Genomic DNA, 24,011 nt, shown 5'->3' on the forward strand with positions numbered 1-24,011 from the left:
CCGCGAACACCGGCATAGCCGGTGCCATGCATCGCGGTGTACTTTTCGCGGGCAAGCCCGCTCCTACAGGTCAGCCGTTATCCACCGGCTTGTACGGCCCGCCGTAACCATCACCGACCATCGAGATGATGTTGCCGTTGTCGTCGATCCAGTCCGAGGGCTTGAGCGAGTACTTGTAGTCTTCCGAACGGCGGTTGTTGCCGTCGCCGATGTAGTCCGGATGATCGACGCGATGGTCGCCGCGGATGCTCGAGCGGGCATCCCACTCTTCCTTGCGGAAGTCGAAGATGCTGCGATCGCCCGGCGCGTCGCGCTGGCCCCAATCGGAAAGGTAGGTCTGCAGCCACACATAAGCCTCGTCGCCCTTGGGCTTGAGCAGGCCGTCCTGCTTGAAGTCCTGGATCTGGTCCCAGTTTTGCAAAGAGATCTTGTGCAGCTTGTGCGACTTGACGTCGTTGAGAATCGCACCGACGAAGGAGAACACCCCGGAGAACAGGAAGCCCACCGGCCCCAGCAGGGGCACCAGGCGCCCGGTGATACCGAACACCCCGGCGACGCTGCCGGCTGCACCGAACAGGCTGCTGACGCCCCCTGCGACCGACAAGGAACCGGAGGCGATCTTGATAGGGTCCTTTTCACGCACACCGTCGCGGATGGTCAGGCCACCCATGACCACGCCGATTACCCCACCAACCACGTCGGCACCTGCGCCAATGACCTTGATCGCGCTGCCAGCGAAGCGCGCGATCTTGCCTGCACCGACGACACCGCCACGTTTTTCGATGCCGCTCTCAATGCCCTGGTGCAGCTTGTTCATCGTGGCTTCGTCGAACGGCTGGCCGTTGAGCGCCTTGCCGACATCCTTACCATCGGCCATGGCGTCGTCGATGATGTTGTAGTACTGGTTCTGCACGTCCTGCACGCTGCGCGGGATCTCGGGCCCCGCAGTGCCAGGCTTGCTCCAGATGGTCGGCACCGAGCGGTCCAGGCCCATCAGCTTGTAGGCGTTGGTGCCGAACGCCTTGTCGAAGGCCTTGGTTCCGAGGGTGGCGAAGTGCGAACCGGTGCTGAGGAAGCCGATGAAGTCGTTCGCGATGCCGGCCCGTTCGCGTGGGGTGTCGGCCAGCGTGCCGCCCTTGCCCGCCAGCTGATAGATCGCCCGACCCAGAGAGATCGCCCCGCCCATCGAGCCGAGCACGCCATTGTCGCTGAGGAAGGACAAGGTCTTGACGAAGGCGCCACGGTTTTCCGCGCTCAGGTTCGGCATCAGCTCGGTGCTGACCGCCTTGTTGATGTCGTCGAGGGTGATCTTGCCGTTGGCCTGCCAGGTGTCGCCCAGGTTGCTCATGACCTTGCCGAAATCGGTGGCCATGTCCTTGTCCTTGAGCAGCATCTCGACGAACTTCTCGTAGGTCGCCAGGGACCGGCGCGGGATCCCGTCGCCGCCGGCCTTGAGCGCCTGGAGCATGAGCAGGGTCTGGTCGGTGGTGGCCAGCGCGGTGTTGTCGTCGGAGATCTTGCTGGGGTCGGCGATCAGCTTGTCCAGTTCCATTGTGTAGCCGTCGATCTGCAGGTTCTGCAGGAACTGGTCGGCCTTGGCCGGATCGATGTCGGCGAGCCCTGCGTAGGCGCTGCGGATTTCACTGGTGGCAAGCTCGGTCTGGCCGTTGGCCTGCAGGTCGTTGATGTACTTGACGAAGTTCTCCGACGAGGTGCTGTCGAGCAGCTTCTGGCGGGTTTCGTCGACTTTCGCCGAGCCGCCTTCGACCTTGCCGAGGGCGGCGTCGTGCTTGCTCTTGAGGTCGGCGACGATGGTCGGATCGCCGAGCAGTTCGCCGAGCTGGGCGTCGATGGCCTTGGCATCGAAGATCTCGTCGCGCACATCGCGCGAGGTCACGGTGATCGGGTCGCTGGCACTGCCATGGTTGCCGAAGCCGTGCTCGGGGATGATCGACATGCCGTGGTCGGACATGCTCTTGGCTTCCAGCGCCCGGACCAGCTTGGCCCGTGGATCGTCCTTGGCGATGCTGCCGTCCTTGATCCCGGCGCGGTAGCCATCGACCAGGTCACGGATGGCCAGGTCGCGCACCGACAGCGGCTGGCCGTCATCATCCTTCTCGGTGGTGGCGAGCTCGTCCACCGACACGTCCTTGAGCGGCGGCAGGCCATGGTCGGCGCGCAGCTTGTCGACGTCGGTGACCTGTTCGGCGATGGTGCTGCGGTAGTCGGCGATCTGTTCGAACATCTGCGGATTGTCGAACTGCGACACGATGATCTTCTGCTCTTCGCCGCCGGGCTTGCGCTGGGTGAAGGCGATCAGGCCCGGGCCGTAGTCGCCGACGCCGCCGACGCTCATGATGTCCTCGGTCGAGGCCAGGTAGTCGTCCGGGCCAGCCTTGGTGTAGCCGTCGCCCTTGGCCTTTTCCAGGCCGGCGAGGGTCTGGCCCTTGGTGCTGTAGTCGAGGAAGGCTTCAGGGGAGACATCGCGCGACACCACCACCAGCTTGCCGTCGGCCTTGGTGACCACCAGGATGCCGTCGGTGGGGGCATCGACCTTGCTGATGTCGCTCATCCCCAGGGTGCCTTCGGCGCGGGCCTGCAGGTGCTGGTCGGGCAGCTTGTAGGCGTTCTTGATGTAGTCGAAGGCCGGAGTGCCCTTGGTCGTGTCCAGCGCGTGCAGGAAGTCGTACAGCTGGCTGCCGCGGTTCTCCGGGGCGGGCTGGTTGGCGGCGGCGGAGGGCACGCTGTCGAGCGAGTCGTAGCCGCGGTCGTGGGCCTTGGCGTCGTCGCGGCTGATGGCGTATTTGTGGCCGTCGTGCTCGAACAGGATGACGTGGGCATCCTTGTCTTCGGAGATCACCTTCAGTTTGTCCACGTCCAGGCCCGCCGGCAGGCCGGTGACCTGTTCGTAACCTGCAGCCTTGGCTTCATCCAGCACCTGGCGGGTCTTGCCGGCGCCGCTGTAGCTGGCGTAGGCCTCGGGGGTGATGCCCTCGGCGATGATCACTTCGCGGCCATTGGTAAGCTTGACCTTGAGCACTCCCTCGGCGGCTTGCTCCACCGACTGGATGTTGTCCAGCAGGAAGCTGCTGTCGTCCTTGCGCAGCAGCGTCTGGTCGGGGCCTGCGAGGCCGGCGACGATCAGGTCGTGGGCCGGCGTACCTTGGGTCTCGGCGAGGGTGTCGAGCAGATTGTAGAGCTGGGTGCCGTGGTTCGGGCCACGGTCTTCGCGGGTTGGCACGGCGTGACCGAAACGCAGGTTCTCGAAGGTCTCGAAGCCGGGCTGGGCCTGCTGCGCGGCCTTCTCGCTGATCTGGTACTTGGTGCCGCCGTGTTCGAAGTAGATGACCCCGTTATCCTTGTCCTGGGCGACGATCTTCAGCTTGGCGATGTCGAGGGTTTCCGGCAGTTCGGTGATGTCCTTGTAGCTGTCGGCGTGGGGGGGCTTGTCATGCGATACGCCGGCATTGTCGTTGGCCGCCAGGACCTTGGGCTTGAAGGGTTTCTCCGCGCCCGGATCGCTGAGCAGCAGGCGGGCCCTGTCGAGGACGCTGTCGAAAAGGCCGGCGGTGTCGGAGGGGGAGGAGGGGCTGCTGCTGGAGGGGGCTTCGGGTCTGTTGATCATTGCACGGTCCGGGGCGAGGACGGCGGCAAGCGCAGCCCCGCAGCCTCAGACGATTTCGTTGCTGGGCGACCAGGTTGCGCGACCGACATCAAAGGTTCATGGAAGTCTGATCCTAGGCGACCTCGACCTTTGAAACGCACAACCTTGGCAAGTTACAACAAGGTTTCACGTGTGTGAAAACTGTGTGTTGACCAGGCGCTCCTGACGGCGTTGATCCCAGGCTTGGCTGGTGCGCCTGGGGGCTTCTTCCGGTTGGCTGGTCAACTGCGACAGGCTAGCGGTGATGCGTCCGGCCCAGAAGCGCGCGCCCTGTTCCTGGGCTTCGTGCATGGCTTCGTTGAGCAGCTCCAGGGCCTGCGCCTGGCGTTCGGGCGAGTCGGGCCTGGCCAGCAACTGGGCCTTGATGCGCAACAGTTCGGGGCGGAACCAGCGCTCCTGGCGGGCCGCGGTCACGGCCAGGGTCTGGTCGAGGATCTCGATGGCCAACTGCTCCAGGCCCAGTTGCGCCAGGCCCTGGGCATACTCGCTGCGCACCAGGTTGTACAGCGGGCTGTCGCCGATCGCGTGGAGCTGGTCGAGTGCTTCGCCCAGGCCGCGCACGCCATCTTCGGCATTGCCCTGGCGGATCAGCAGGATGTGCTCGAAGCACCGAGCGAACAGGCGCCATACCGGCATCTCGTGGTGCCCCAGGCTGTCCTTGAGGCGGGCAAGAAACTCGCGGCTGCGCTTTTCGTGGCCGACCAGCAGGGTGATGGGGATCGCGCTCAGGCTCAGGGTGTACCAGAGGCTGGCCGGGTGGTGCTGGGTCAACGCCGCCTCGACGTTGGCCTCGATGGTCAGCAGGGCCTGACCGACCTGGCCTTGCAGCAACTGCACCTGGGCCTTGAGCGAGCGCGCGGCGATCCCCTGGTCGAAGTGGCTGTCGATGACGTGGGCGCGGGGCATCATCGGGAAACTCAGGGCTTCGCTGATCGCCTGGCGGGCGCCATCGAAGTCGGCCATCTGGAACAGCGGCGTTGCACGCATGCGTCGGCCGAGCATGCGCCGCTCAAGGATGCCGGTGCGTTCGCTGAGCTGGATGTACTGGTTGGCCAGGTCCAGCGCCTCGGCGTGCTGGTTGCTGCAGCAGTGGTCGTGCCAGAGGCCCCACAGGCCGCGCAGTTCATGCTCGGTGTCGCCCAGGGTACGGGCGTCTTCGATCACCTGCTGCCAGGCGTCGCGGATCGACTGCCCGGCACCGCGGGTCAGGGCCATGACGCTGGCCGAGAGGGTCAGCAGGAGCATGCGCTGGCGAGGTGTGATGGCCTCGAAACGCAGGCCGCGGTCGACCCAGGCGTGGCATTCGTCGACCCGTGACAGGCGCAGCCACAGCGGCACGCTCATCAGCGTGAGTTCGACGCCGAGGCAGGCGTCGCCCTGGTCGCTGAAACACCAGTTCAAGGCGCTGCGTACGCTGTCGCTGCCGGGGCTGTGCAGGGCCAGCCAGCTGTCGCTGTCCAGGCGCTCCAGGTCTTGCACCGCACGGCGTTGCTCCTGAAGGGTGTATTGCGCGTGGCGCTGGGCGATAGCGGCGGTCTCGTCATGCAGGGCCAGCTGCTGCGCTGCGTACACGCGGGCGGTGTGGTGCAGGCGGTAGCGCTTGATCGGTTGCGCGCCTGCGGCCACCAGCAGCGACTTGTCCATCAGGCTTTCCACCAGCCAGGCGGTGTCCTGGAACGGACCTGGCTGGACCTCGACCACCGCCTTGGCGGCGGCGAGGGTGAAGCTGCCGGTGAACACCGACAACTGCCGGAACATCGCCTGCTCCTGCGTGCACAGCAGGGCGTGGCTCCACTCCAGCGAGGCTTGCAGGGTGCGGTGGCGGGGCAGGGCGGTACGCCGGCCGGCCATCTGCAGGCGGAAGTCGCCATCGAGCAGTTCGACCAGATAGGCCAGGCCAAAGGCGCGGACGTGGCTGGCGGCGATCTCGATGGCCAGCGGATTGCCGTCGAGGGTGCGGCACAGTGCGAGCGCCGCCGGCACGTCGGCATCGCCGAAGGCAAAGTCTGTGTCGTGCGCTGCGGCACGTTCGACGAACAACTGGACGGCGGGGCTGAGCAGGGCCTGGGCGGCGCACAGCACGTGATCGTTTGCGGGGCAGGGCAGCGGCGCGACCTCGTGGACGCATTCGCCTTCGGCGTGCAGGGCTTCGCGGCTGGTGACCAGGATATGGCAGCCCGGCGCCTGTTGCCGCAGGGCTTCGACCAGGGTCGCGGTGGCTTCGAGCACGTGGTCGCAGTTGTCCAGGATCAGCAGGTGGCGGGCTTCGTCGAGCAGGGAGGCGATCAGTGCCACGGCGTCTTGTGCGGTGCTATCGATGCCCAGGGCCGCCGCCACCATGTCGGCGACGCAGGCAGGCTGGTCAGCCTCGGTGAGGTCGACGAAGGTGCGCCCCTCGCTGAAGTCTTCGGCCATGGCGTGGGCGAGCGTCAGTGCCAGGGTGGTCTTGCCGATACCGCCGGTGCCGGTGAGGGTGAGCAGGCGGCGGCTGCGCAGGGTTTCGGCCAGGCTCTGGCGAATGTCGTCGCGGCCGATGACGCTGCTGCCAAGGCTCGGGAGATCGTTGCCGGTCTTCGTTGCGAGCAGGGGTTGTGGCGCCATTTCACGGATGGTCACCGGGGCCACGAAGCGATAGCCGCGGCCCGGTACGGTGACGATGTAGGTGAAGTCGCCTTCTTCGCCAAGCACTCGGCGCAGGGTGGTCATCTGCGCGCGCAGGTTGCATTCCTCGACGACGACCTTGGGCCAGACCAGCGCCAGCAGCTCGTTCTTTTCCAACAGCTCGCCGGTTCGGCTCGCCAGCGTGACCAGCAGTTGCAGCGCACGGCTGCCCAACTGCACCAGCTCCCCGTCCTTGAACAGCAGATGCTGCTGGGGGTATAGCACGAAGGACCCAAAGCACAGGGCGTTTTCCGGATCAGGGGTATCCAGGGCGTCCAGGGCGACAATCTTTCCGGGCTTGGTCTTGGTCAGGGGCATGATTAAACCTTTATGAATGAGTTAGTTATTGGCGGTCTTGAAGGGCGCCTTTGTTGTTTCACATGTTCAGGATAAACAGCGCGATCCGACGTAAAGGTCTGTCTTGGCGGCACGGGCGAACTTCGATAGCCAAGGGCCATTCGTTTGTCATTGTTCGTTCATGTTTCGCAAGGCACGTCGCGGAAGGACTCCGCAGCGGATCAAATTCTGGCAAGTACCGTGCCATGGATCCGATGATTATCAGGTAACGGGCGTCCTTGAACTTTCGCGAAACGATGCGCACTGCCGAGGTCGGTCGTGGTTTTATTCGGAATTCCGAATGTTTCATTCGTATGGCGTTCGGGTTGCCGAATGAGTGAGGTCGCGGGCGTACTTTGCAGGACGACGACGGCGAATGGAGGCATTGTAAATCGCGGGCTGTACGGATCATGACGGTGTGTACTGACAAAAAGCCGAATAGCGCCTGGCGGTTCCCCGCCATACCTGGCAAAGGGTGTTAAGTGTGTGCGCGATGCGCAGCCACGGCGCGATTCATTGTTGGGCGGGGATAAACTGACCCCCTATGGATACTATTTAGATCATCCTTTTGTGTAGTTTATTAGTTGGCGGTAATCCGCCATCGCGAAGTTTGTGAACACATTCGCAGTTGTCATCTTTGTCATGAAACAAATGGCGGGTTTGCGGTAGGGTTTGCGGTCGTCTTTCGCAAACAGTCATGCGCACGCAGTTTGTTATTGGCTGTTTTTATTGGGAAAGTTTGGAAGTTTCGAGTAATTGCTCGAAAACGTTACGCGGGCCATCATTTTTTTTGCACCACAACAGGTCGTGGCGACAAACCGCCACGCATGACAACACCCCGGGGGCCGGGGTGTAGAAAGGCGGGAAGATCAGGGACGTGGGGCGGCGTTATCGGCTGCTCAGGCCACGCCGCCGTTGGCACGCAGGATCTGGCCGTTGACCCAGCCGCTGTCGGGGCCGGCGAGGAAGGCGACGACACCGGCGATATCCTCTGGCTGGCCCAGGCGGCCCAGGGGCGGAGCCTGAGTGGCGGCCTGGATCTGCTCGGGCGTCTTGTCGGCCAGGAACATATCGGTTTCCACCGGGCCAGGGGCCACGGCATTGACGGTGATGTTGCGACCGCGCAGCTCCTTGGCGAACACCTGGGTGAAGGCCTCGACCGCGGCCTTGGTGCCGTTGTAGATGGCGTAGCCTGGCATCTTCAGGGCCAGCGTGGTGCTGGTCAGGTTGATGATGCGCCCGCCGTCGTTCAGGCGTGTGGCTGCAGCGCGCAGGGTGTTGAACACGCCCTGGGTGTTGATCGCGAAGTTGCGGGCGTACAGCTCGTCGCTGGTCTGCGCCAGGGGCGCGACCTTGAGGATGCCGGCGTTGTTGACCAGCACATCGATGCGACCCAGTTGCCGCTCGAGGGTGTCGAACAGGGTTTGCACCTGGCCTGCGCTGGACACATCGGCCTTGAGGGCGATGGCCTTGCCGCCGGCCTGGCGGATCTCGCTCACCAGCGCATCGGCTTCGTCATCGTTGCTGGCGTAGTTGATCGCCACGGCGAAGCCGTCACGGCTGAGGCGGCGGGCGATGGCGGCACCGATGCCGCGCGAGGCGCCGGTGATCAAGGCTACTTGAGAGGTCATGCTGGGCATCCTTCTGAGTGGGTGTGGGAAGGAGTGTGGACTGTTGGCGAAAAAAGATAATTGCGCGGCAGGTGCGATCAGTGTTCCATTTGCTTTAATTATCGCCTTGGCGTCTTTTCCCTTGCGAAGCAAGCGTAGCCGCCACCTTCCAGGAGAACCCGTCCATGGATCGCTTCCAGGAAATGCAGGTGTTCGTGCGTATCGCCGAGCGCGGCAGTTTTTCCCAGGCCGCCGAAGACCTGCAGATCCCGCGGGCCACCGTCACCAACCTGATCAAGCGCCTGGAGCAGCGCCTCGGCGTGCGCCTGCTCGAGCGCACCACCCGGCATGTGCGCATGACCCACGATGGCGAGGCCTACTACCACCGATGCGTGCGCCTGTTGCTGGACCTCGAGGAGACCGAAAGCGCCTTTCGCAATGCCCCGCCCAAGGGCCTGCTGCGGGTCAACCTGCAGGGCACCCTGGCCAAGCATTTCGTCATGCCGGCGCTGGGTGGGTTTTTGGCGCAGTACCCGGACATCACCCTGCACATCGGTGAGGACGACCGCCTGGTCGATCTGGTGCGCGAAGGCGTGGACTGCGTGCTGCGGGCGGGCCTGCTGCAGGATTCGTCGTTGATCGGCCGACAGGTCGCCAGCCTTGAACAGGTGACCGTGGCAAGCCCCGAGTACCTCGCGCAACACGGCACGCCCGCGACGCTGGACGACTTGCAGCAGCATTTCGCGGTGGATTACCTGTCCAGCGCCACCGGCAGGGCGGTGCCCCTGGAGTTCAGGGTCGGTCGTGAGGTGGTGGAGCGTTTGTTGCCAGCGAGGGTTTCGGTGACCGGCGTTGACCTGTACACCGGCGCGGCGCTGTCGGGGCTGGGGATCGTTCAGGTCCCGCGCTACCGGATTGTCCAGGAACTGGCGGCCGGCAGCCTGCGCGAGTTGTTGCCGGACTGCCCGCCACCGCCGATGCCGGTGTCGGTGGTGTACCCACAGAGCCGACAACTGTCGGCGCGGGTGCGGGTGTTTTCGCAGTGGTTGGCGGCGCAGTTGGGGCAAGGTCGCTGACCGGGTGACCGACGGTGAGGGAATAAACCGGCGTGGCGGGCGTTTACGAGCTGAAAACCCCAACGACCGGAGCCACCTGCGTACCCTTGCCCGCGACACCCTGCTTCTCGGCACCCTTGGCCTGGCCAAGCGCTGAGCAGGCTCAGCCTGCGCTGAACAGTGCACGTGCTTCGTCGAAGCACTGTTCGGCGATGGCCGAGCGCGGTTCGCTGCGACGCAGCAACAGGCCCACCGGGCTGTGAATGCTGGCGTCGGCCACCGGGATGATGCGCAGGTGTTCGCTCAGCTCTTCCAGGCCGCAGTCCAGCGGCATCACCGCGCAGCAGATGCCGGCGTTGAGTGCCTGGATCAGTTGGAAGGTCGAGTCGCTTTCCAGCACGGCCTGGGGTTCCAGGCCGCGGCTGCGAAAGCTCAGGTCCAGCGACTGGCGGTAGTGCATGCCTTTGCTCAGCAGGCCCAGCGGCAAGCCGTCGAGGTCTTCCCAGCGCAGTTGCTCGGTGTCGAACTGCAAGTGCCGGGTATCGTGCAGCAGGCCCATGGTGGTGGTGCCCAGCTCGATCACATCGAAGAAGCTGACATTGACCTGGTCGAGGTAGCAGATGCCCAGGTCGAGCTGGTTGCGGCTCAGGCCGTCGATGATCTGCTCCGAACTCAGCGAGCTCAGCTGGAAGTGCAGTTCGGGGTATTTCTCGCGCAGCGGCAGCAGCAACTCCATCGGGTTGAAGCTGGCCAGCGGCACGGTGCCCAGGCGCAGGCTGCCGACCACCTGGCCGCGGCAACTGGCGGCCTCGGCCTGCAGGCCGTCGTGGGCGGCGAGCAGGGTCTTGGCCCAGGCCAGGATGCGCTCGCCGGCTTCGGTGAAGCCCTCGAAACGCTGGCCGCGCTTGACCAGCACCAGGTCGAGCTCATCCTCCAGGTTGCGCAGGCGCATCGACAGGGTCGGCTGGGTGATGTGGCACAGCGCGGCGGCCTGGCCGAAGTGGCGGGTCTGGTCGAGGGCGATGAGGAACTTGAGCTGCTTGATGTCCATGGTCGGGCCTGACGATAGAGAAGGACTGCACGACACGTCTTATCGACTGGACGCTCGCGCCGGGCCCCTAGCCTGACGCAAAAAACCCTGTGTAGACAAATCTTGTGAGCGGCCGTTTCTAGCTCAACACATGCTTCACCGGCTCCAGCACCGGCGGCAGCGGCTCGCCCAGCGCAGACAGCACATCGCGCTCCAGCGTGCGCACCATGGCGTCGGTGGGCAGGTCGTTCTCGTCGCGGCCGAACGGGTCTTCCAGTTCGTTGCCGATCGCATCCAGGCCAAGGAAGGTGTAGCTGACGATGGTGGTGAACAGCGGCGCGAGCCAGCCCAGCGGTTGGGCCAGGGCGAACGGCAGCAGTAGGCAGAAGATGTAGATGGTGCGGTGCAGCAGCAGGGTGTAGGGGAACGGCAGCGGCGTACCCTTGATCCGCTCGCAGGTCGCCTGCACCTCCGACAGCCCCAGCAGGCGTTGCTCGAGCAGGGTATAGCGGAATTCGCTGATGTGCTGCTGGGTGGCCAGGTGCGAGCAGTGCGCGCCGATCTGGCGCAGGATGCCGTCGCAGACATTGTGCTCGGTGCCGACTGCGCCCTCGGCTAGCCACGGCTTCGCGCCACGCAGTTCGTCCTCGTTGCGCAGGCGGGCGTTCAGCGCATGGGCGAAGCCGCACAGGCTGCGCAGCAGCTCACGTCGCAGGGCCGGATCTGCGATCACCACGCTTTCGCGGATGAACGAGCGAGTCTCGATGATCATCCGCCCCCAGGCCTTGCGCCCCTCCCACCAGCGGTCGTAGCAGGCGTTGTTGCGAAAGCTCATGAAGATCGACAGCGACAACCCGAGCAGGGTGAAGGGCGTGGCGCTGACCGGGTAGAACAGCGCCGGGTAGCGTCGCTCGACCAGCACGATCAGCGCTGCCAGCAGGGTCACCATCAGGCAGCGCAGGGCGATGCGCTTGACGATCGAGCCGCGCAGGGTAAACAGCATGCGCAGCATGTCGGTGTTGGAATGGACGATCAAGGCGGTTCCAGAGACGGCCGATCAGCCGCCGGTCATGTTCATGAAGCGCAGGATCTGCACCTCGCCACCCACCTCGAAGTGATGGCGGTAGGGCTTGAGGTGCATGGCGTCGCGAATCGCTTGCTCCAGGCGCTCGCTGTCGCCGGGATGGCTGCGCAGGACCTGTTTGAGGTCCATCGAATGCTCGTTGCCCAGGCACAGCAGCAACCGGCCTTCGACGGTCAGGCGCACGCGATTGCAGGTGGCGCAGAAGTTGTGGCTGTGCGGCGAGATAAAGCCGACCCGCGTCTGCGGCGCTTCGGCCAGGCGCCAGTAGCGGGCCGGGCCTTGGGAGGATTCGGCCGATTCGATCAGGGTGAAGTGCGGTTCCAGGCGCTCGCGCACATCGTCGCTGGAGTAGAACGACTCGCCACGCTCGTGCTCGCTGATCACGCCCAACGGCATTTCCTCGATGAAGGTGATGTCCAGTTCGCGGTCGATGGCAAAGCGCACCAGGTCGACGATTTCATCGTCATTGCGGCCCTTGAGCACCACGCAGTTGAGCTTGGTACGGTGGAAGCCTGCCTGGCGCGCAGCGTCGATGCCGGCGATCACCTGGGCCAGGTCGCCGGTGCGGGTCAGGGCCTTGAAGCGTTGTGCATCGAGGCTGTCGAGGCTGATGTTCAGGCGTGTGACGCCAGCATCGAACAGCGGTTGGGCCAGGCGGCCAAGCTGCGAACCATTGCTGGTCATGCACAGCTCGCGCAGGCCGGGCAGGGCGGCGATGCGCCCGCACAGGTCGACGATGCCCTGGCGTACCAGCGGCTCGCCACCGGTCAGGCGGATCTTGCGGGTGCCCAGTGCGACGAAGCGCTCGGCGACCTGGTAGAGCTCTTCGAGGCTGAGGATCTGCTGGCGGGGCAGGAACTGCATGTCTTCGGCCATGCAGTAGACGCAGCGGAAGTCGCAGCGGTCGGTCACCGACATTCGCAGGTAGTCGATTTTTCGGTTGAAACCGTCGATCAGGGCCTGGCTGCTGTGTTCCACGTTCGCGCTCGAAAGGGTGGGGTGGGGTAATGTCCACGCTATAACCTGCAGGCACGGGCGTCAAATTGCTTTGCCCGACCGTTTGATAGGTGTGATCTATCAAGCGATCAGTAAGGGCGCATCAGGCCGCTGCCGTGATCTTCTCACCGATACACCGGAAACGCCGTGGTGTACTTGATCTGTTCCATGGCAAAGCTGGACGTGATGTTCGACAGCCCGTCGGTGCTGGTGATCAGCTTCTTGTAGAAGCGGTCGTAGGCGGCAATGTCGCTGACCACCACCCGCAGCATGTAGTCCCAGTCGCCGGACATGCGGTAGAACTCCATCACTTCCTCGAAACCGGTCACGGTCCTGGCGAAATGCTCGAGCCAGGCGCTGTCGTGGCGCTGGGTCTTGAGCTGGACGAACACGCTCAGGCCCAGGTTGATGCGCTCGGGGTCGAGCAGGGCGACGCGGCCGCGGATATAGCCTTCATCCTCCAGGCGCTTGACCCGTTTCCAGCAGGGCGTGGTGGTCAGGTTGACCGCCTCGGCCAGGTCTTTGAGGGAGATCGAGGCGTCGCGCTGGAGCAGGGTGAGGATGTGCTGGTCGAAACTGTCCATGGCGATAGGGGCCGAATTTGCAGAAAAAGTTTCTCGAGAGTAGCTCAGTCGGGGAATCGCTTGCTACGTCTGGCGCTGTTGCAGCGGGTCGGGCCGGGATATGCGATAGTGGCGGTTTTCTACCTGACCCCTTCAGTCAACGGATCCGACCATGGCCGAAAAACCGCGCAATTTCGCCACCCGCACCATCCACGCCGGCGAGCAGTCCAGCGTCGCCGACAACGCTATCTTCCCGGCCATCGTCACCTCCAGCTCGTTCATCAAGCGCGGCCTGGACGATAACCCTGAATACGCTTACAGCCGTGTTTCCAACCCCACCCGCCACGCCTATGAAACCTGCGTCGCAGCCCTGGAAGAGGGTGTCGGTGCGGTTGCCTGCGCGTCGGGCGTGAGTGCCACCGCCACGGTGCTCGAACTGCTGCCCAAGGATGCCCATGTGGTGGTGATGAATGGCGTCTATGGCGGCACCTTCCGCCTGATGGAGGACTACCGGGCACACACCTCCGGGCTGACCACCACCTACGTCGACCTCAACGACCTGGACGCCGTCGCCGCAGCGATCCGCCCGAGTACGAAGATGATCTGGCTGGAGTCGCCGACCAACCCGCTGCTGCACCTGGTGGACATCAAGCCGCTGTGCGACCTGGCCCGCGAGCGCGGCATCCTCACCTGCATCGACAACACCTTCTGCTCGCCGTGGAACCAGCAACCGATCACCCTGGGGGTGGACCTGGTGATGCACTCGGCGAGCAAGTACATCGGCGGCCATTCCGACCTGACTGGCGGGGTGGTGGTGGCGGGCAATCCTGAGCTGCTGGCGCGCCTGCGCAAAATCAGCATGGCGGTGGGCGCGATCCAGGGCCCGTTCGACTGCTACCTGGCCCTGCGCGGTCTGAAGACCCTCGATGTGCGCATGGAGCGCCAGAGTGCCAACGCCCTGCGTGTGGCGCAGTACCTGGAGCAGCACCCGCAGGTCGAGCAGGTCTTCTACCCAGGCCTTGCGAGCCATCCGCAGCATGCGCTGTGCCAGCGCCAGATGCGCACTGGCGGGGCGGTGGTGGCACTGCGTGTGAAGGGTGACCGGGCAGCGGTCAATCGCCTGGTCGAAGCGTTGTCGATCTTTGTCCTGGCCGATTCGCTGGGCGGTGTGGAGAGCATGATCAACCATTCCTGGACCATGTCGCACAACTCGCTCAGTCCGGAGCAGAAGGGCGTGATGGGTATCAGCGAGAACCTGGTGCGGTTGTCGATGGGGATCGAGGATTACCGCGACCTGATCGATGACCTTGAAGCGGGGTTGCGGGCGGCCGCGACGGCGTAGCAGCAAATATCGTAGGAGCGGCGGTTCGGCGCCCCGACTTGCCCGCGAAAAGCACATCGCGGTGTCTGGCACCGGCCAAGCCGGTGTTCGCAGGCAAGCCAGCTCCTACCACAAACCAGTGAGTTCGATTGAAAGGGCTCAACCCTTGGGCGGATGAATGATCCGCTCGATCTTGTCCTTGATCAGCAGACGTTCCTTGCGCAGGCGGTTGACCGCCTCGTCGTTGGTGCCGTTGCCTTCGGCGGCCAGCACTTCCTTGTCCTTGGCGTTGTATTCCTTGTGCAGCTTGTGCAGGTCCTGGTCCTTGTCGATCAGGGCCTGGAATTTGTCTTTGGTAATGTGCAGGTCGGCTAGCAGATCGTGCGGGACTGGCATCTCTTCACCTCTGTTTCAGGGGTTGGTAAAAGTCCTGATCCTTCAGGATAGCTGCGTTTGCCGATGGCGGGAGTGGTTCGCCGGGCATGGCTGCAGCGTCGCAACGCCGCTGAATGGCAGCTGAATGAACTTTAATTAATCATGAAAGACGCATGACAACTGATTGTTGGCGTCTTTTTCACAAAAAATTGATGCTACGCTTTCTAAAGTTCGGGCAACTTCCCAAGGTGCCCGCCCGGGTACGCCTGGTCGCTTCTAAACTCTGATTGCGAACGCCATGTTGAAAATCAAATCACTGCGGACCGAGTGGGTCACGCTGCTGGCCAGCCTTTACCTGTTGATCGGCTTCAATCTGTTCCTCTGGGAGCATCTGGAGACCATCCTGCCCCCCGGCATGGTTGGGCTGTGGCTGGGCCTGGCGTTTGCCGTACTGATGTTGTTCGCCTTCAACCTGATATTGACGTTGTTGGCCTTCAAGTATGTGTTGAAACCGGTATTGATTGTGCTTTTCATGAGTGGTGCCGGTGTCGCCTACTTTATGAATCAATATGGCGTACTTATTGATGCCGGGATGTTTCGCAATGTCGCCGAAACCAATATCGAGGAAGTGCGTGACTTGCTGTCGTTGAAGTTCGCACTTTATATGCTGGGGTTGGGCGTCGTGCCGTCGTTGTTGCTCTGGAAGGCGCGCATCGCCTACCGCCCCTGGCACCGCGAGCTGCTGGGCAAGCTCATCGTCAGCGGCGCCTGCGTTGCAGCCCTGGGCTCGATCGGCCTGGTCAATTACCAGGGCCTGTCGTCGCTGTTTCGCAATCACCACGAACTGCACTTGATGCTGACCCCCAGCAATATCGTCGGGGCGTCGTTCAGCTATGCCAGCGAAAAGCTCGGCAGCGCTGCCAAACCCTTCCAGAAATACGGCGAAGATGCCCATCGCGATGCCGCCTGGCAGAAGCATGAGCGCAAGTCGCTGACCGTGCTGGTGGTGGGTGAAAGTGCCCGGGCCGAGAACTTCGGTGTGCTGGGTTATGGCCGCGATACCACGCCACGCCTGTCGAAGGAGGCTGGCCTGCTGGGCTTTACCGATGTGCATTCGTGCGGGACCGAGACGGCTGTGTCGGTGCCTTGCATGTTCTCCGGCATGGCACGCAAGGACTACGACCCGAGCCTGGCCAGCCGCCGCGAGGGCCTGCTCGATATCCTCGGGCGTGCCGGCATCGAGGTGCAGTGGCGTGATAACCAGTCCGGCTGCAAAGGCACCTGCGATCGATTCAACTACGTCAACCTCACCAGCGCCAAGGACCCGGTCCTGTGCGCCGATGGCGAGTGCCATGACCAGATCCTGCTGCAGAACCTCGATGCGCTGCTCGACAGCCTCGACAAGGATACCGTGCTGGTGCTGCACCAGATGGGCAGCCATGGCCCGGACTACTACAAGCGTTACCCCGCGGGCTTCGAGCGCTTCACTCCGGTGTGCCGCAGCAACGCCCTGAACCAGTGCAGCCAGCAGGACATCGTCAACAGCTACGACAACACGCTGGTCTACACCGACGAGGTGCTGGCGTCGCTGGTCGACACCCTGCGCAAGCACCAGGACAAGGTCGACACCGCCATGATCTACCTCTCCGACCATGGCGAGTCGCTGGGCGAATACAACCTGTTCCTGCACGGCACCCCGTACATGCTTGCCCCTGACCAGCAGAAGCACATTCCGCTGCTGGCCTGGTTCTCCGACAGCTACCGCCAGGACTTCGCCATCGATACCGACTGCTTGTCGAAGATGCGTGACACGCCGCTGAGCCAGGACAACCTGTTCCACTCGATGCTGGGCCTGCTGCAGGTGCGCACCGAGGTATACCAGCAGTCGCTGGACATGTTTGCCGGGTGCCGGCCCTGGTTGACGGCCAGGAACTGACAGCGCGCTATCGTTACCGCTGATCGCCACCATGGATGGCCCGGGTTTCACGAGCAGTGCCCGCGCCGTATATACTGCGCGCCAATGTTTGTGGGAGAGCCTTGTGGCCATCGAAATACACTGGATCCGTGACGACCAGACCCTGGCCGAACTCTGCCGGACGTGGCGCACGCTGCCGTTCGTGGCCGTCGACACCGAATTCATGCGGGTCGATACCTTCTATCCCAAGGCTGGCCTGGTGCAGGTCGGCGATGGTCAAAGCGCCTACCTGATCGACCCTCTGCTGATCCGCGATTGGCAGCCGCTGGGCGAGTTGCTCGAAGACAGCGGCGTGGTCAAGGTGCTGCACGCCTGCAGCGAAGACCTCGAAGTCCTGCTGCGCCTGACCGGCAAGCTGCCGCAGCCGCTGTTCGATACGCAGTTGGCCGGTGGTTACCTGAACATCGGTTTTTCGATGGGCTATTCGCGCCTGGTCCAGGAAGTGCTGGGTATCGAACTGCCCAAGGGCGAGACGCGCTCCGACTGGTTGCAGCGCCCGTTGTCCGACACTCAGGTCAGCTACGCCGCCGAGGATGCCGTGCACCTGGCGGAGCTGTTCACCGCCCTGCGCCCGCGCCTGTCGGATGACAAGTACGCCTGGGTGCTGGAGGACGGCGCCGAGCTGGTCGCGCAAATGCGCCGTGAAGTCGAGCCCGAAACCCTTTACCGCGACGTCAAGCTGGCCTGGAAGCTGGGCCCGCAGCAGTTGGCGGTGCTGCGCGAGCTGTGCGCCTGGCGCGAGCGTGAAGCCCGCAGCCGCGATGTACCGCGCAGTCGAATCCTCAAGGAGCACTCGCTGTGGCCCATGGCCAAGGGGCAGCCCGACAGCCTGTCGGCGCTGGCCAAGATCGACGAAATGCACCCGCGCACCATCCGCCAGGACGGCGCAACGCTGATCGAGTTGATCAAGAACGCCGCCAGCCAGCCCGCCGAGCAATGGCCCGCGGTGCTGCCCGAGCCGCTGCCAATCGAAGCCGCCGGCATTCTCAAGCGCCTGCGCGCCATCGGCCAGGCCGAAGGCGAGCGCCTGCAGATCGCCCCTGAGCTGATGCTGCGCAAGAAGGCCCTGGAAGCCCTGCTCAAGAGCGGCTACCCCAATGGCCCCTATCAATTGCCCGATTCGCTGCGCGGCTGGCGCCGTGAGCGGATGGGCCAGGCCCTGCTGGACGACCTGGCAGGCGCCGGAGAGACTCGATGAAACGTATCTGCTCGATCTACAAGAGCCCGCGCAAGCGCGAAATGTACCTGTATGTGCTCAAGGCCGAGGGCTTGGAGCGCGTGCCTGAGGGCTTGCTGCCGTTCTTCGGTACGCCGGTGCATGCCTTCGACCTGGTGCTGACCCCCGAGCGCAAGCTGGCTCGCGAGGACATCGCCAAGGTGCTGGAGAACCTCGACAACCAGGGTTACCACCTGCAGATGCCGCCGCCGGACGACGACTACATCGAGCACTTGCCCGAAGAGCTGCTGCGCCGCAACGATCCGGCCTGAGCCGGGCGCGAACCCTATCAACAGGCGGCCCTCGACGGGCCGCTTTCGTCGTTCTGCAAGGTTGTCATCGAGATGCGCGTTCTGATCGCTGAACAGGATCATGCCCTTTACGCTCGCCTGCTGGGCGAGCTGGCACCGGACCTGGAGGTCCTGACCAGTGGCGATTCCGCCGAATTGTCGCGCCACGCCCCCGAATGCCCGATCTGGCTGGGTGAGCCTCACCTGGTCGCCAGCCTGCTGCGCCAGGGCCACAAGCCGGCCTGGATGCAGTCCACCTGGGCGGGTATCACGCCACTGCTGGCCGACGGCCTGCCGCGTGACTATCGCCTGACCCGCGCGGTGGGCATCTTCGGCCAGGTCATGGCCGAGTACATGCTGACCTACATGCTGGCCCACGAGCGCGATGTACTGGCGCGGCTGGTCAGCCAGGTCGAGCGGCGCTGGGATGGCCGGCCGGGCAACAGCCTGGAAGGGCGCAAGGTGCTGATCGTCGGCACCGGCGACATCGGCCAGCGGGTCGCCGAGTTCCTGCTGCCGTTTGGCGTGACGCTGTATGGCGTGGCCAGCAGCCCGCGCGAGCAGGCGCCGTTCGTCGAAGTGGCGGGGCTGGATGCGTTGCCGCGGCTGGTCGGCCAGGTCGATTACGTACTCAACCTGCTGCCGGATACCCCGGCTACCCAAGACCTGTATGATGCCGCGCTGTTTCAGTGCTTCAAGCCGACCGCGCTGTTCATCAACGCCGGGCGTGGTGTGGCGGTGGTCGATGCCGACCTGGTCGAGGCACTCAAGAGCGGGCACCTGGCTGGTGCCGTGATCGATGTCTGCCGCCAGGAGCCGTTGCCCCAGCGCCATCCGTTCTGGACCGCCTGGGGGTTGCTGCTGACCGGGCACAGTTCGGCGCCGACCTCGCCGGTGGCGATGGTGCGCTTGTTCGTCGAGAACGTGCGGGCGTATGCGGCGGGGCAGGGGCTGCGCGGGGAAGTGGATTTCTCGCGGGGGTATTGAGGTGCTTCTGCTGGCCCTATCGCGGGTTTTTCCCGCGATAGGGCCAACCCGGTCTTAGAGGCTGAAATCCCCCTCAGCCGCCAACTCGCTCAGCGGCCGGCGCGGACTCGGCACTTCACGTGCCTGCAACGCCTCGATCAGGCTGGCCTTGTCGCCCAGCTTGCCGATCGCCACCATCGCATGCAGCACATAGCCTTCGGGGACCTTCAGCTCCTTGCGCGCCAGTTCCTGGTCGAACCCGGCCATGCCGTGAGTGTGCCAGCCGCTGATGCTCGCCTGCAGCGCCAGGTGGCCCCAGGCCGAACCGGTATCGAAGGTGTGCCACAGGGCAGGTGTCTCTTCGCTGGCGCCCGGGGCAGTGAAGGTGGTCTTGGAAAGGATCAGCACCAGCGCCGAGGCCTGCTGTGCCCAGCTGCGGTTGAACGGCACCAGGAATTCCAGGAAGCGCTCCCAGTTCGGCGTGTCGCGGCGGGCATAGAGGAAGCGCCAGGGTTGCGAGTTGTAGGCCGACGGCGCCCAGCGCGCAGCTTCGAGGAAACTCAGCAGGGTCTCTTCGCTGATGGGTTCAGCGGTGAACGCACGAGGTGACCAGCGGTTGATGAACTGCTCGTTGATGGCATAGTCGGCGATGCGGGGATTGACGCTCATGCGGGCTCCTGCGAAAGGACGAGGGAAAGCCTGAACGCTACTGCGTCCGCTCGGCACTGACAAGCGGTATGGCATTGCGTCGGGACAGGCTCTAGACTGGCGCCGCCGCGCGCCGCGGCCTTCAAAGTGATTGCAGGAAAACGTGTGATGATCGCCGACCCCGCGCCCTTCTGGCGGCGCAAGACCCTCGACCAGCTCGACCCGCAGGAGTGGGAGTCGCTTTGCGACGGCTGCGGGCTATGCTGCCTGCAGAAGCTCGAAGACGAGGATGACAACAGCATCTATTACACGCGTATCGCCTGCAAACTGCTGGACATGAACACCTGCCAGTGCAGCGACTACCCCAACCGCTTCGAGCAGGTGCCCGACTGCATCCAGCTCACGCCGGGCAAGGCCGACCAGTTCAAATGGCTGCCGACCACCTGTGGCTATCGACTGGTCAGCGAGGGCAAGGATCTGCCGGCCTGGCACCACTTGGTCTGTGGCGACCGCGAGCAGGTCCATGAGCAGCGCATTTCCCAGTCCGGGCGGATGCTCAGCGAGAACGACGTCGACGAAGACGACTGGGAAGACCACCTGATCTTTCGCGCCGGCTGATCCGCCTGGCCCGCGCCTTTGGGGAACAAGGAGTTTCTGTATGCGTCGCCCGTTGTTGTTGCTACTGGCCCTGTCGGCCAGCTTCCCGGCCTGGGCGAAGAAGGTCGATCTGGATTACCAGGTGCGCTTGCTGCCCCAGACGGGCCAGGCCGAAGTGCGCCTGACCCTGGCCGAGGGCACGCCGGTGCGCAGCCTGGACTTCGACCTGGGCAGGCAGGGTGCCTACAGCGATTTCAAGGCGGACGGCCAATGGCAGGTGCAGCAGGACCGTGGCGTCTGGCACCCCGGAGCAGGCAAGAGCAGCCTCAGCTACCGCGTGCAGCTCGATGTGAAGCCCCATGGCAGCGCCCATGAGGCACGCATCACACCGCATTGGGCGTTGTTTCGCGGCGATCAGCTCGTGCCCCCGGCCCGTCTCGATCAGCAGGATGGCACCGAGTTGGTGACACGCCTGGCCTTCGAGCTGCCGTCGGGCTGGCAGAGTGTCGAGACGGCCTGGCCGCGCATCGGCAAGCAGAAATTCCGTATCGACAACGTCTCGCGCCTGTTCGACCGCCCCACTGGCTGGATGCTCGCCGGCAACCTCGGCAGCCGCCGCGCACGCCTGGGTGATACCGAGGTGACGGTCGCCGCGCCGCAGGGGCAGGGCATGCGGCGCATGGATACCCTCACCCTGATGACCTTCGTCTGGCCGCAGTTGCAGGCGGTGTTCCCGCGCAATCCGCCCAAGCTGCTGGTGGTCGGTGCCCGCGACGACATGTGGCGCGGTGCGCGTGCCTCGCGCAACTCGCTGTACCTGCACAGCACCGGCCCGCTGATCGGCGAGAGCGGCAGCAGCCCGCTGCTGCGTGAGCTGGTGCAACTGTTCGCGCAGATCGACGACCGTGATCGCAGTGACTGGCTGGGCGAGAGCCTGACCGACTACTACGCCACCGAACTGCTGCGCCGCGCCGGCGGCCTGAGCGATGACCGCTACCAGGCGTTGCAGGCGCGATTGCAGAAGGACGGCGCCAAGGTCAAGACCCTTCGCACCGAGCAGGCCGACGCAATGCAGGTGGCCAGGGGCGTGCTGTTGTTGCAGGCGCTGGATCGCGAGATTCGCCTGCACAGCCACGACAAGCGCTCGCTGGACGACGTCACTCGCGCGCTGATGCGCATGGCCAGTGTCAGCACGGAGGAATTCATCCAGATCAGCGAGAGCGTGCTGGGGCGCGAGTCCGAGGTGCTGGAGAGCAAGTTGTTGCGTTGAGCGGGTGTCGGCTTCTTCGCGGGCAAGCCCGCTCCCACACCACCCTCAAGGCTGTGGAGGTCCTGTAGGAGCGGGCTTGCCCGCGAAGAGGCCACCGCCGATTCAAACCCCAGCCAACGGATCCTTACCCGTCACCGTCACCGTGCGGGTCGCCGCCTCGGCGCTGGCCTTGAGTGCCTTCAACTCCGCCGCTCCCCGTTCGATATCGGCATGCAACCGGTGGTACTCCGCACGATGCTTGTGGAACCAAGCCTTGGTCGCGCAATGGCCCTTGATGCCCCGGGCCAGCGCCATGCCGCCCACCGCTACCTGCAGCAAGCCGATCAGCCCGCCGTGGCGCATCCCTTTGCTGATCATCAGGGCACCGCCCGCCAGTGAGCTGACGCGCTCCCAGCCCTGGACGTTGTGGTCATGCCTGTCTGACGCCGAATGGATATCGAGCATGGGTAGGTCTCCTTGTGGGTTGGTACATCAGCTGACCTTGGAGGCTGCCCCGGCGTTCAGTGCAATTACCCTGATCCCCGTTACTTGAACTTGGGCCCGGAGCGAGTATTCAAGCCCTTGGCCAGCCGGTCATACAGCACCACGTTGACTGTCGCGGCCAGGTTCATGCAGCCCTGGGTGGGGATGTAGATGGTTTCTTCGCACCAGGCGCGTACGCTTTCGTCGAGGCTGCCGTCCTCCGGGCCGAAGATGTAGATCGCCCGATCCGGATGGGTGTATTCGGGCAGCGGCCGTGCGCCGTCGACCAGCTCCACTGCCACTGGCGTGCAGCCCAGCGGGATGATGCGCTGCAGGTCGTCGATGCCGATCAGCGGGATGTCGTAGTGCACCCGCTTGGTGTCGGTGACGAAGTCGCGGGCGCGCTCGTAGCGTTTGCCGGTGTAGAACACCGAGTTGACGCCATAGCAGCCTGCCGCTCGCATCACCGAGCCGACGTTTTCAGCAGATTTTGGGTTGAACAGGCCGATGCAGCTGTACCGTTTGTTCGCCACGAGTCGGGGCCCTTCGAAAAAAAGAGCGCGATTATACGGGCTCGCCGACGCCGTGGGCGGATGAATCGACGGTCAGTCCTTCTTCATCAGGGCAGCCAGGCCGGCGAAGGGGTTGTGCGTGGCGACATTGGTTTTCGGCGTGCTCAGCGAGCCCTCGCCGAAATACTGCTGGTCGGTATAGCGCGAATGCTCGTTGTCGTGGCAGTACAGGCACAGCAACTCCCAGTTGGAGCCATCCTGGGGGTTGTTGTCGTGGTTGTGGTCGCGGTGGTGCACGGTCAGTTCCGACAGGCGCTTGCCGGAGAACTCACGGGCGCAGCGCCCGCAGACGTGCGGATACATCTTCAGTGCCTTGTCGCGGTAGCCCATTTCCTTGTCGCGCTTGGCGTCGGCGAGGATGCGGTCGAGGCGGGCGGTGGCGGCGGAGTTGGAGGCCGAGCTCATGGTGTTACCTTTTTCGTTATCAGGGCAATGACGGTTATGGCGTTGAGTCTAGCGCGCCTGCGGGCCTGGCGGACAGGCAAAAAGGTGCGATTGGGCGTAGCCTGTAGGCAGGTTCCGGACGGGAGGTTACCGATGTTGCCTGTGATCCTTGCCACGCTGATGTTGCTTGCTGCCCCAGCGGCCGAAGCTGCCGGGCAGCCATCGGGGAGCATCACCCCGGTGCCCGGCGCGCCGGGTACGCCCACGCCCACGCCCTACCCGCAGATCACCCCGAGCACGCCGCCCAAGGCGGGCAGCAGTCAGCCTGGCGCGCCATTGCTGCCGCCGATGCCGCTGCCCGGGCCGCCAAAGGACCAGCCATTGCCGGGATTGTCCCAGGACCCGCCGAAAAAGAACGACTAGACCTGTTGCGAAAGGCGCTGGCCATCTTGCATCCGCAGGCGTTTCGACAACGCCACGGCCAGGGCACGGATGATCCGCGCGGCGATGCGTGGGGCGTCGTTGAGCATCTTGTCCAGCGAGTCCTTGCCCAGCGTCAGCAACTGGCAGTCACTGGCCGCCACACAACTGGCCGAGCGACGTTCGCCGTCGAGCACGGCCATTTCGCCGAAGGCTCGGCCCTTGCGCAAGGTCGCGATCTCGACTTGCTGGCCGTTGCCGTCGGTCTTGCGCACCGACACCACGCCGCGGTGCAGGATGCACATGAAGGTGCCGGCGTCACCTTCGGCGAAGATGGTCTGGCCCTCGGTCATCGCCGCGATGGCGAAGTAACCGGCGACGGCCTGGAAGTCGCTGGGCTGCAGGCTGTCGAACAAGCCGCAGTCCATGAGCATGTCGCGGATTTCGGCGCTGAGGAGGCTTGGGTCGGGCATGTGTTGTTCTTCGTGTCGTCCGGTATTTGAGAGCTTCCACAGA

General features: G+C 64.2%; 22 protein-coding genes. 9 read left to right on the forward strand and 13 right to left on the reverse strand.

What is annotated here, in order from left to right; translation table 11 throughout:
* Window positions 1-70: 70 nt before the first annotated feature.
* The 3 genes from ACK3BK_RS07195 to ACK3BK_RS07205 form a co-directional block, all read right to left on the reverse strand.
* Window positions 71-3,625 (reverse strand): hypothetical protein, encoded by a 3,555-nt coding sequence (locus ACK3BK_RS07195; protein WP_411383993.1) that lies wholly within the window; start codon window positions 3,623-3,625, stop codon window positions 71-73.
* A 165-nt stretch (window positions 3,626-3,790) separates the two neighbouring features.
* The gene (locus ACK3BK_RS07200) at window positions 3,791-6,643 is read right to left on the reverse strand and encodes a winged helix-turn-helix domain-containing protein (RefSeq protein ID WP_411383994.1); all 2,853 of its coding nucleotides are present in this window, start codon (window positions 6,641-6,643) and stop codon (window positions 3,791-3,793) included.
* Between the two features lie 917 nt (window positions 6,644-7,560).
* The gene (locus tag ACK3BK_RS07205) at window positions 7,561-8,301 is read right to left on the reverse strand and encodes an SDR family oxidoreductase (RefSeq protein ID WP_411383995.1); all 741 of its coding nucleotides are present in this window, start codon (window positions 8,299-8,301) and stop codon (window positions 7,561-7,563) included.
* A gap of 155 nt (window positions 8,302-8,456) precedes the next feature.
* Here ACK3BK_RS07205 and ACK3BK_RS07210 point away from each other — a divergent pair, with 155 nt between their 5' ends.
* A complete protein-coding gene (locus ACK3BK_RS07210; RefSeq protein ID WP_288377754.1) occupies window positions 8,457-9,347 on the forward strand; it encodes a LysR family transcriptional regulator in 891 nt (296 codons plus the stop codon).
* Window positions 9,348-9,489: 142 nt separating this feature from the next.
* Here ACK3BK_RS07210 and ACK3BK_RS07215 read toward each other — a convergent pair whose 3' ends face one another.
* From ACK3BK_RS07215 to ACK3BK_RS07230, 4 genes are all read right to left on the reverse strand, one after another.
* Window positions 9,490-10,377, reverse strand: coding sequence for a LysR family transcriptional regulator (locus ACK3BK_RS07215; protein ID WP_411383996.1), 888 nt, complete (start codon window positions 10,375-10,377; stop codon window positions 9,490-9,492).
* A gap of 118 nt (window positions 10,378-10,495) precedes the next feature.
* Window positions 10,496-11,392 carry a bestrophin family protein gene (locus ACK3BK_RS07220; protein ID WP_186709760.1) on the reverse strand — a complete coding sequence of 299 codons (897 nt, stop codon included), beginning with the start codon at window positions 11,390-11,392 and terminating at the stop codon, window positions 10,496-10,498.
* A gap of 21 nt (window positions 11,393-11,413) precedes the next feature.
* On the reverse strand, window positions 11,414-12,418 hold the full coding sequence (gene moaA / locus ACK3BK_RS07225; RefSeq protein ID WP_411383997.1) for a GTP 3',8-cyclase MoaA: 1,005 nt from the start codon (window positions 12,416-12,418) through the stop codon (window positions 11,414-11,416).
* A gap of 143 nt (window positions 12,419-12,561) precedes the next feature.
* Window positions 12,562-13,020: an Lrp/AsnC family transcriptional regulator gene (locus ACK3BK_RS07230; protein ID WP_065861420.1), complete on the reverse strand. Its 459-nt coding sequence runs from the start codon at window positions 13,018-13,020 to the stop codon at window positions 12,562-12,564.
* Window positions 13,021-13,171: 151 nt separating this feature from the next.
* Here ACK3BK_RS07230 and ACK3BK_RS07235 point away from each other — a divergent pair, with 151 nt between their 5' ends.
* Window positions 13,172-14,341, forward strand: a complete 1,170-nt coding sequence (locus tag ACK3BK_RS07235) for a trans-sulfuration enzyme family protein (RefSeq protein WP_411383998.1) — start codon at window positions 13,172-13,174, stop codon at window positions 14,339-14,341.
* Between the two features lie 138 nt (window positions 14,342-14,479).
* On the opposite strand, the gene ACK3BK_RS07240 is transcribed toward ACK3BK_RS07235, so the two are convergent.
* Window positions 14,480-14,716 (reverse strand): YdcH family protein, encoded by a 237-nt coding sequence (locus ACK3BK_RS07240; RefSeq protein ID WP_411383999.1) that lies wholly within the window; start codon window positions 14,714-14,716, stop codon window positions 14,480-14,482.
* 277 nt (window positions 14,717-14,993) lie between these two features.
* Here ACK3BK_RS07240 and ACK3BK_RS07245 point away from each other — a divergent pair, with 277 nt between their 5' ends.
* The 4 genes from ACK3BK_RS07245 (at window position 14,994) to ACK3BK_RS07260 (ending at window position 19,163) form a co-directional block, all read left to right on the forward strand.
* The gene (locus ACK3BK_RS07245; RefSeq protein ID WP_411384000.1) at window positions 14,994-16,631 is read left to right on the forward strand and encodes a phosphoethanolamine transferase; all 1,638 of its coding nucleotides are present in this window, start codon (window positions 14,994-14,996) and stop codon (window positions 16,629-16,631) included.
* Window positions 16,632-16,734: 103 nt separating this feature from the next.
* A complete protein-coding gene (rnd, locus tag ACK3BK_RS07250; RefSeq protein ID WP_411384001.1) occupies window positions 16,735-17,868 on the forward strand; it encodes a ribonuclease D in 1,134 nt (377 codons plus the stop codon).
* Complete coding sequence (locus ACK3BK_RS07255; protein ID WP_186666918.1) at window positions 17,865-18,158, forward strand: YcgL domain-containing protein; 294 nt, start codon at window positions 17,865-17,867, stop codon at window positions 18,156-18,158. Before rnd ends, ACK3BK_RS07255 begins: the two co-directional genes overlap by 4 nt.
* 72 nt (window positions 18,159-18,230) lie before the next feature.
* Window positions 18,231-19,163: a D-2-hydroxyacid dehydrogenase gene (locus ACK3BK_RS07260; protein WP_411384002.1), complete on the forward strand. Its 933-nt coding sequence runs from the start codon at window positions 18,231-18,233 to the stop codon at window positions 19,161-19,163.
* A gap of 54 nt (window positions 19,164-19,217) precedes the next feature.
* On the opposite strand, the gene ACK3BK_RS07265 is transcribed toward ACK3BK_RS07260, so the two are convergent.
* Complete coding sequence (locus ACK3BK_RS07265; protein WP_186666916.1) at window positions 19,218-19,811, reverse strand: nitroreductase family protein; 594 nt, start codon at window positions 19,809-19,811, stop codon at window positions 19,218-19,220.
* A gap of 147 nt (window positions 19,812-19,958) precedes the next feature.
* On the opposite strand from ACK3BK_RS07265, the gene ACK3BK_RS07270 reads away from it, so the two are divergent.
* Both ACK3BK_RS07270 and ACK3BK_RS07275 read left to right on the forward strand, forming a co-directional pair.
* Window positions 19,959-20,408 carry a YcgN family cysteine cluster protein gene (locus ACK3BK_RS07270; protein ID WP_063543654.1) on the forward strand — a complete coding sequence of 150 codons (450 nt, stop codon included), beginning with the start codon at window positions 19,959-19,961 and terminating at the stop codon, window positions 20,406-20,408.
* 40 nt (window positions 20,409-20,448) lie between these two features.
* Window positions 20,449-21,657 carry a hypothetical protein gene (locus ACK3BK_RS07275; protein WP_411384003.1) on the forward strand — a complete coding sequence of 403 codons (1,209 nt, stop codon included), beginning with the start codon at window positions 20,449-20,451 and terminating at the stop codon, window positions 21,655-21,657.
* A 102-nt stretch (window positions 21,658-21,759) separates the two neighbouring features.
* Here ACK3BK_RS07275 and ACK3BK_RS07280 read toward each other — a convergent pair whose 3' ends face one another.
* The 3 genes from ACK3BK_RS07280 to ACK3BK_RS07290 all read right to left on the reverse strand — a co-directional run bounded on the left by ACK3BK_RS07280 (window position 21,760) and on the right by ACK3BK_RS07290 (window position 23,096).
* Entirely contained in the window at window positions 21,760-22,101 is a 342-nt protein-coding gene (locus ACK3BK_RS07280; RefSeq protein WP_063543658.1) for a DUF2892 domain-containing protein, read from the reverse strand.
* Between the two features lie 80 nt (window positions 22,102-22,181).
* On the reverse strand, window positions 22,182-22,652 hold the full coding sequence (locus ACK3BK_RS07285) for an RNA methyltransferase (RefSeq protein ID WP_054895033.1): 471 nt from the start codon (window positions 22,650-22,652) through the stop codon (window positions 22,182-22,184).
* A gap of 72 nt (window positions 22,653-22,724) precedes the next feature.
* Window positions 22,725-23,096, reverse strand: coding sequence for a YajD family HNH nuclease (locus tag ACK3BK_RS07290; protein WP_054895032.1), 372 nt, complete (start codon window positions 23,094-23,096; stop codon window positions 22,725-22,727).
* Between the two features lie 132 nt (window positions 23,097-23,228).
* Here ACK3BK_RS07290 and ACK3BK_RS07295 point away from each other — a divergent pair, with 132 nt between their 5' ends.
* Complete coding sequence (locus ACK3BK_RS07295; protein WP_411384004.1) at window positions 23,229-23,498, forward strand: hypothetical protein; 270 nt, start codon at window positions 23,229-23,231, stop codon at window positions 23,496-23,498.
* Here ACK3BK_RS07295 and ACK3BK_RS07300 read toward each other — a convergent pair.
* Window positions 23,495-23,968: a cyclic nucleotide-binding domain-containing protein gene (locus ACK3BK_RS07300; protein ID WP_402765883.1), complete on the reverse strand. Its 474-nt coding sequence runs from the start codon at window positions 23,966-23,968 to the stop codon at window positions 23,495-23,497. The two genes, ACK3BK_RS07295 and ACK3BK_RS07300, sit on opposite strands and share 4 nt — an antisense overlap.
* Window positions 23,969-24,011: the final 43 nt, after the last annotated feature.

It is taken from the genome of Pseudomonas sp. L7, assembly GCF_046605565.1.
Lineage (GTDB): Bacteria > Pseudomonadota > Gammaproteobacteria > Pseudomonadales > Pseudomonadaceae > Aquipseudomonas > Aquipseudomonas wayambapalatensis.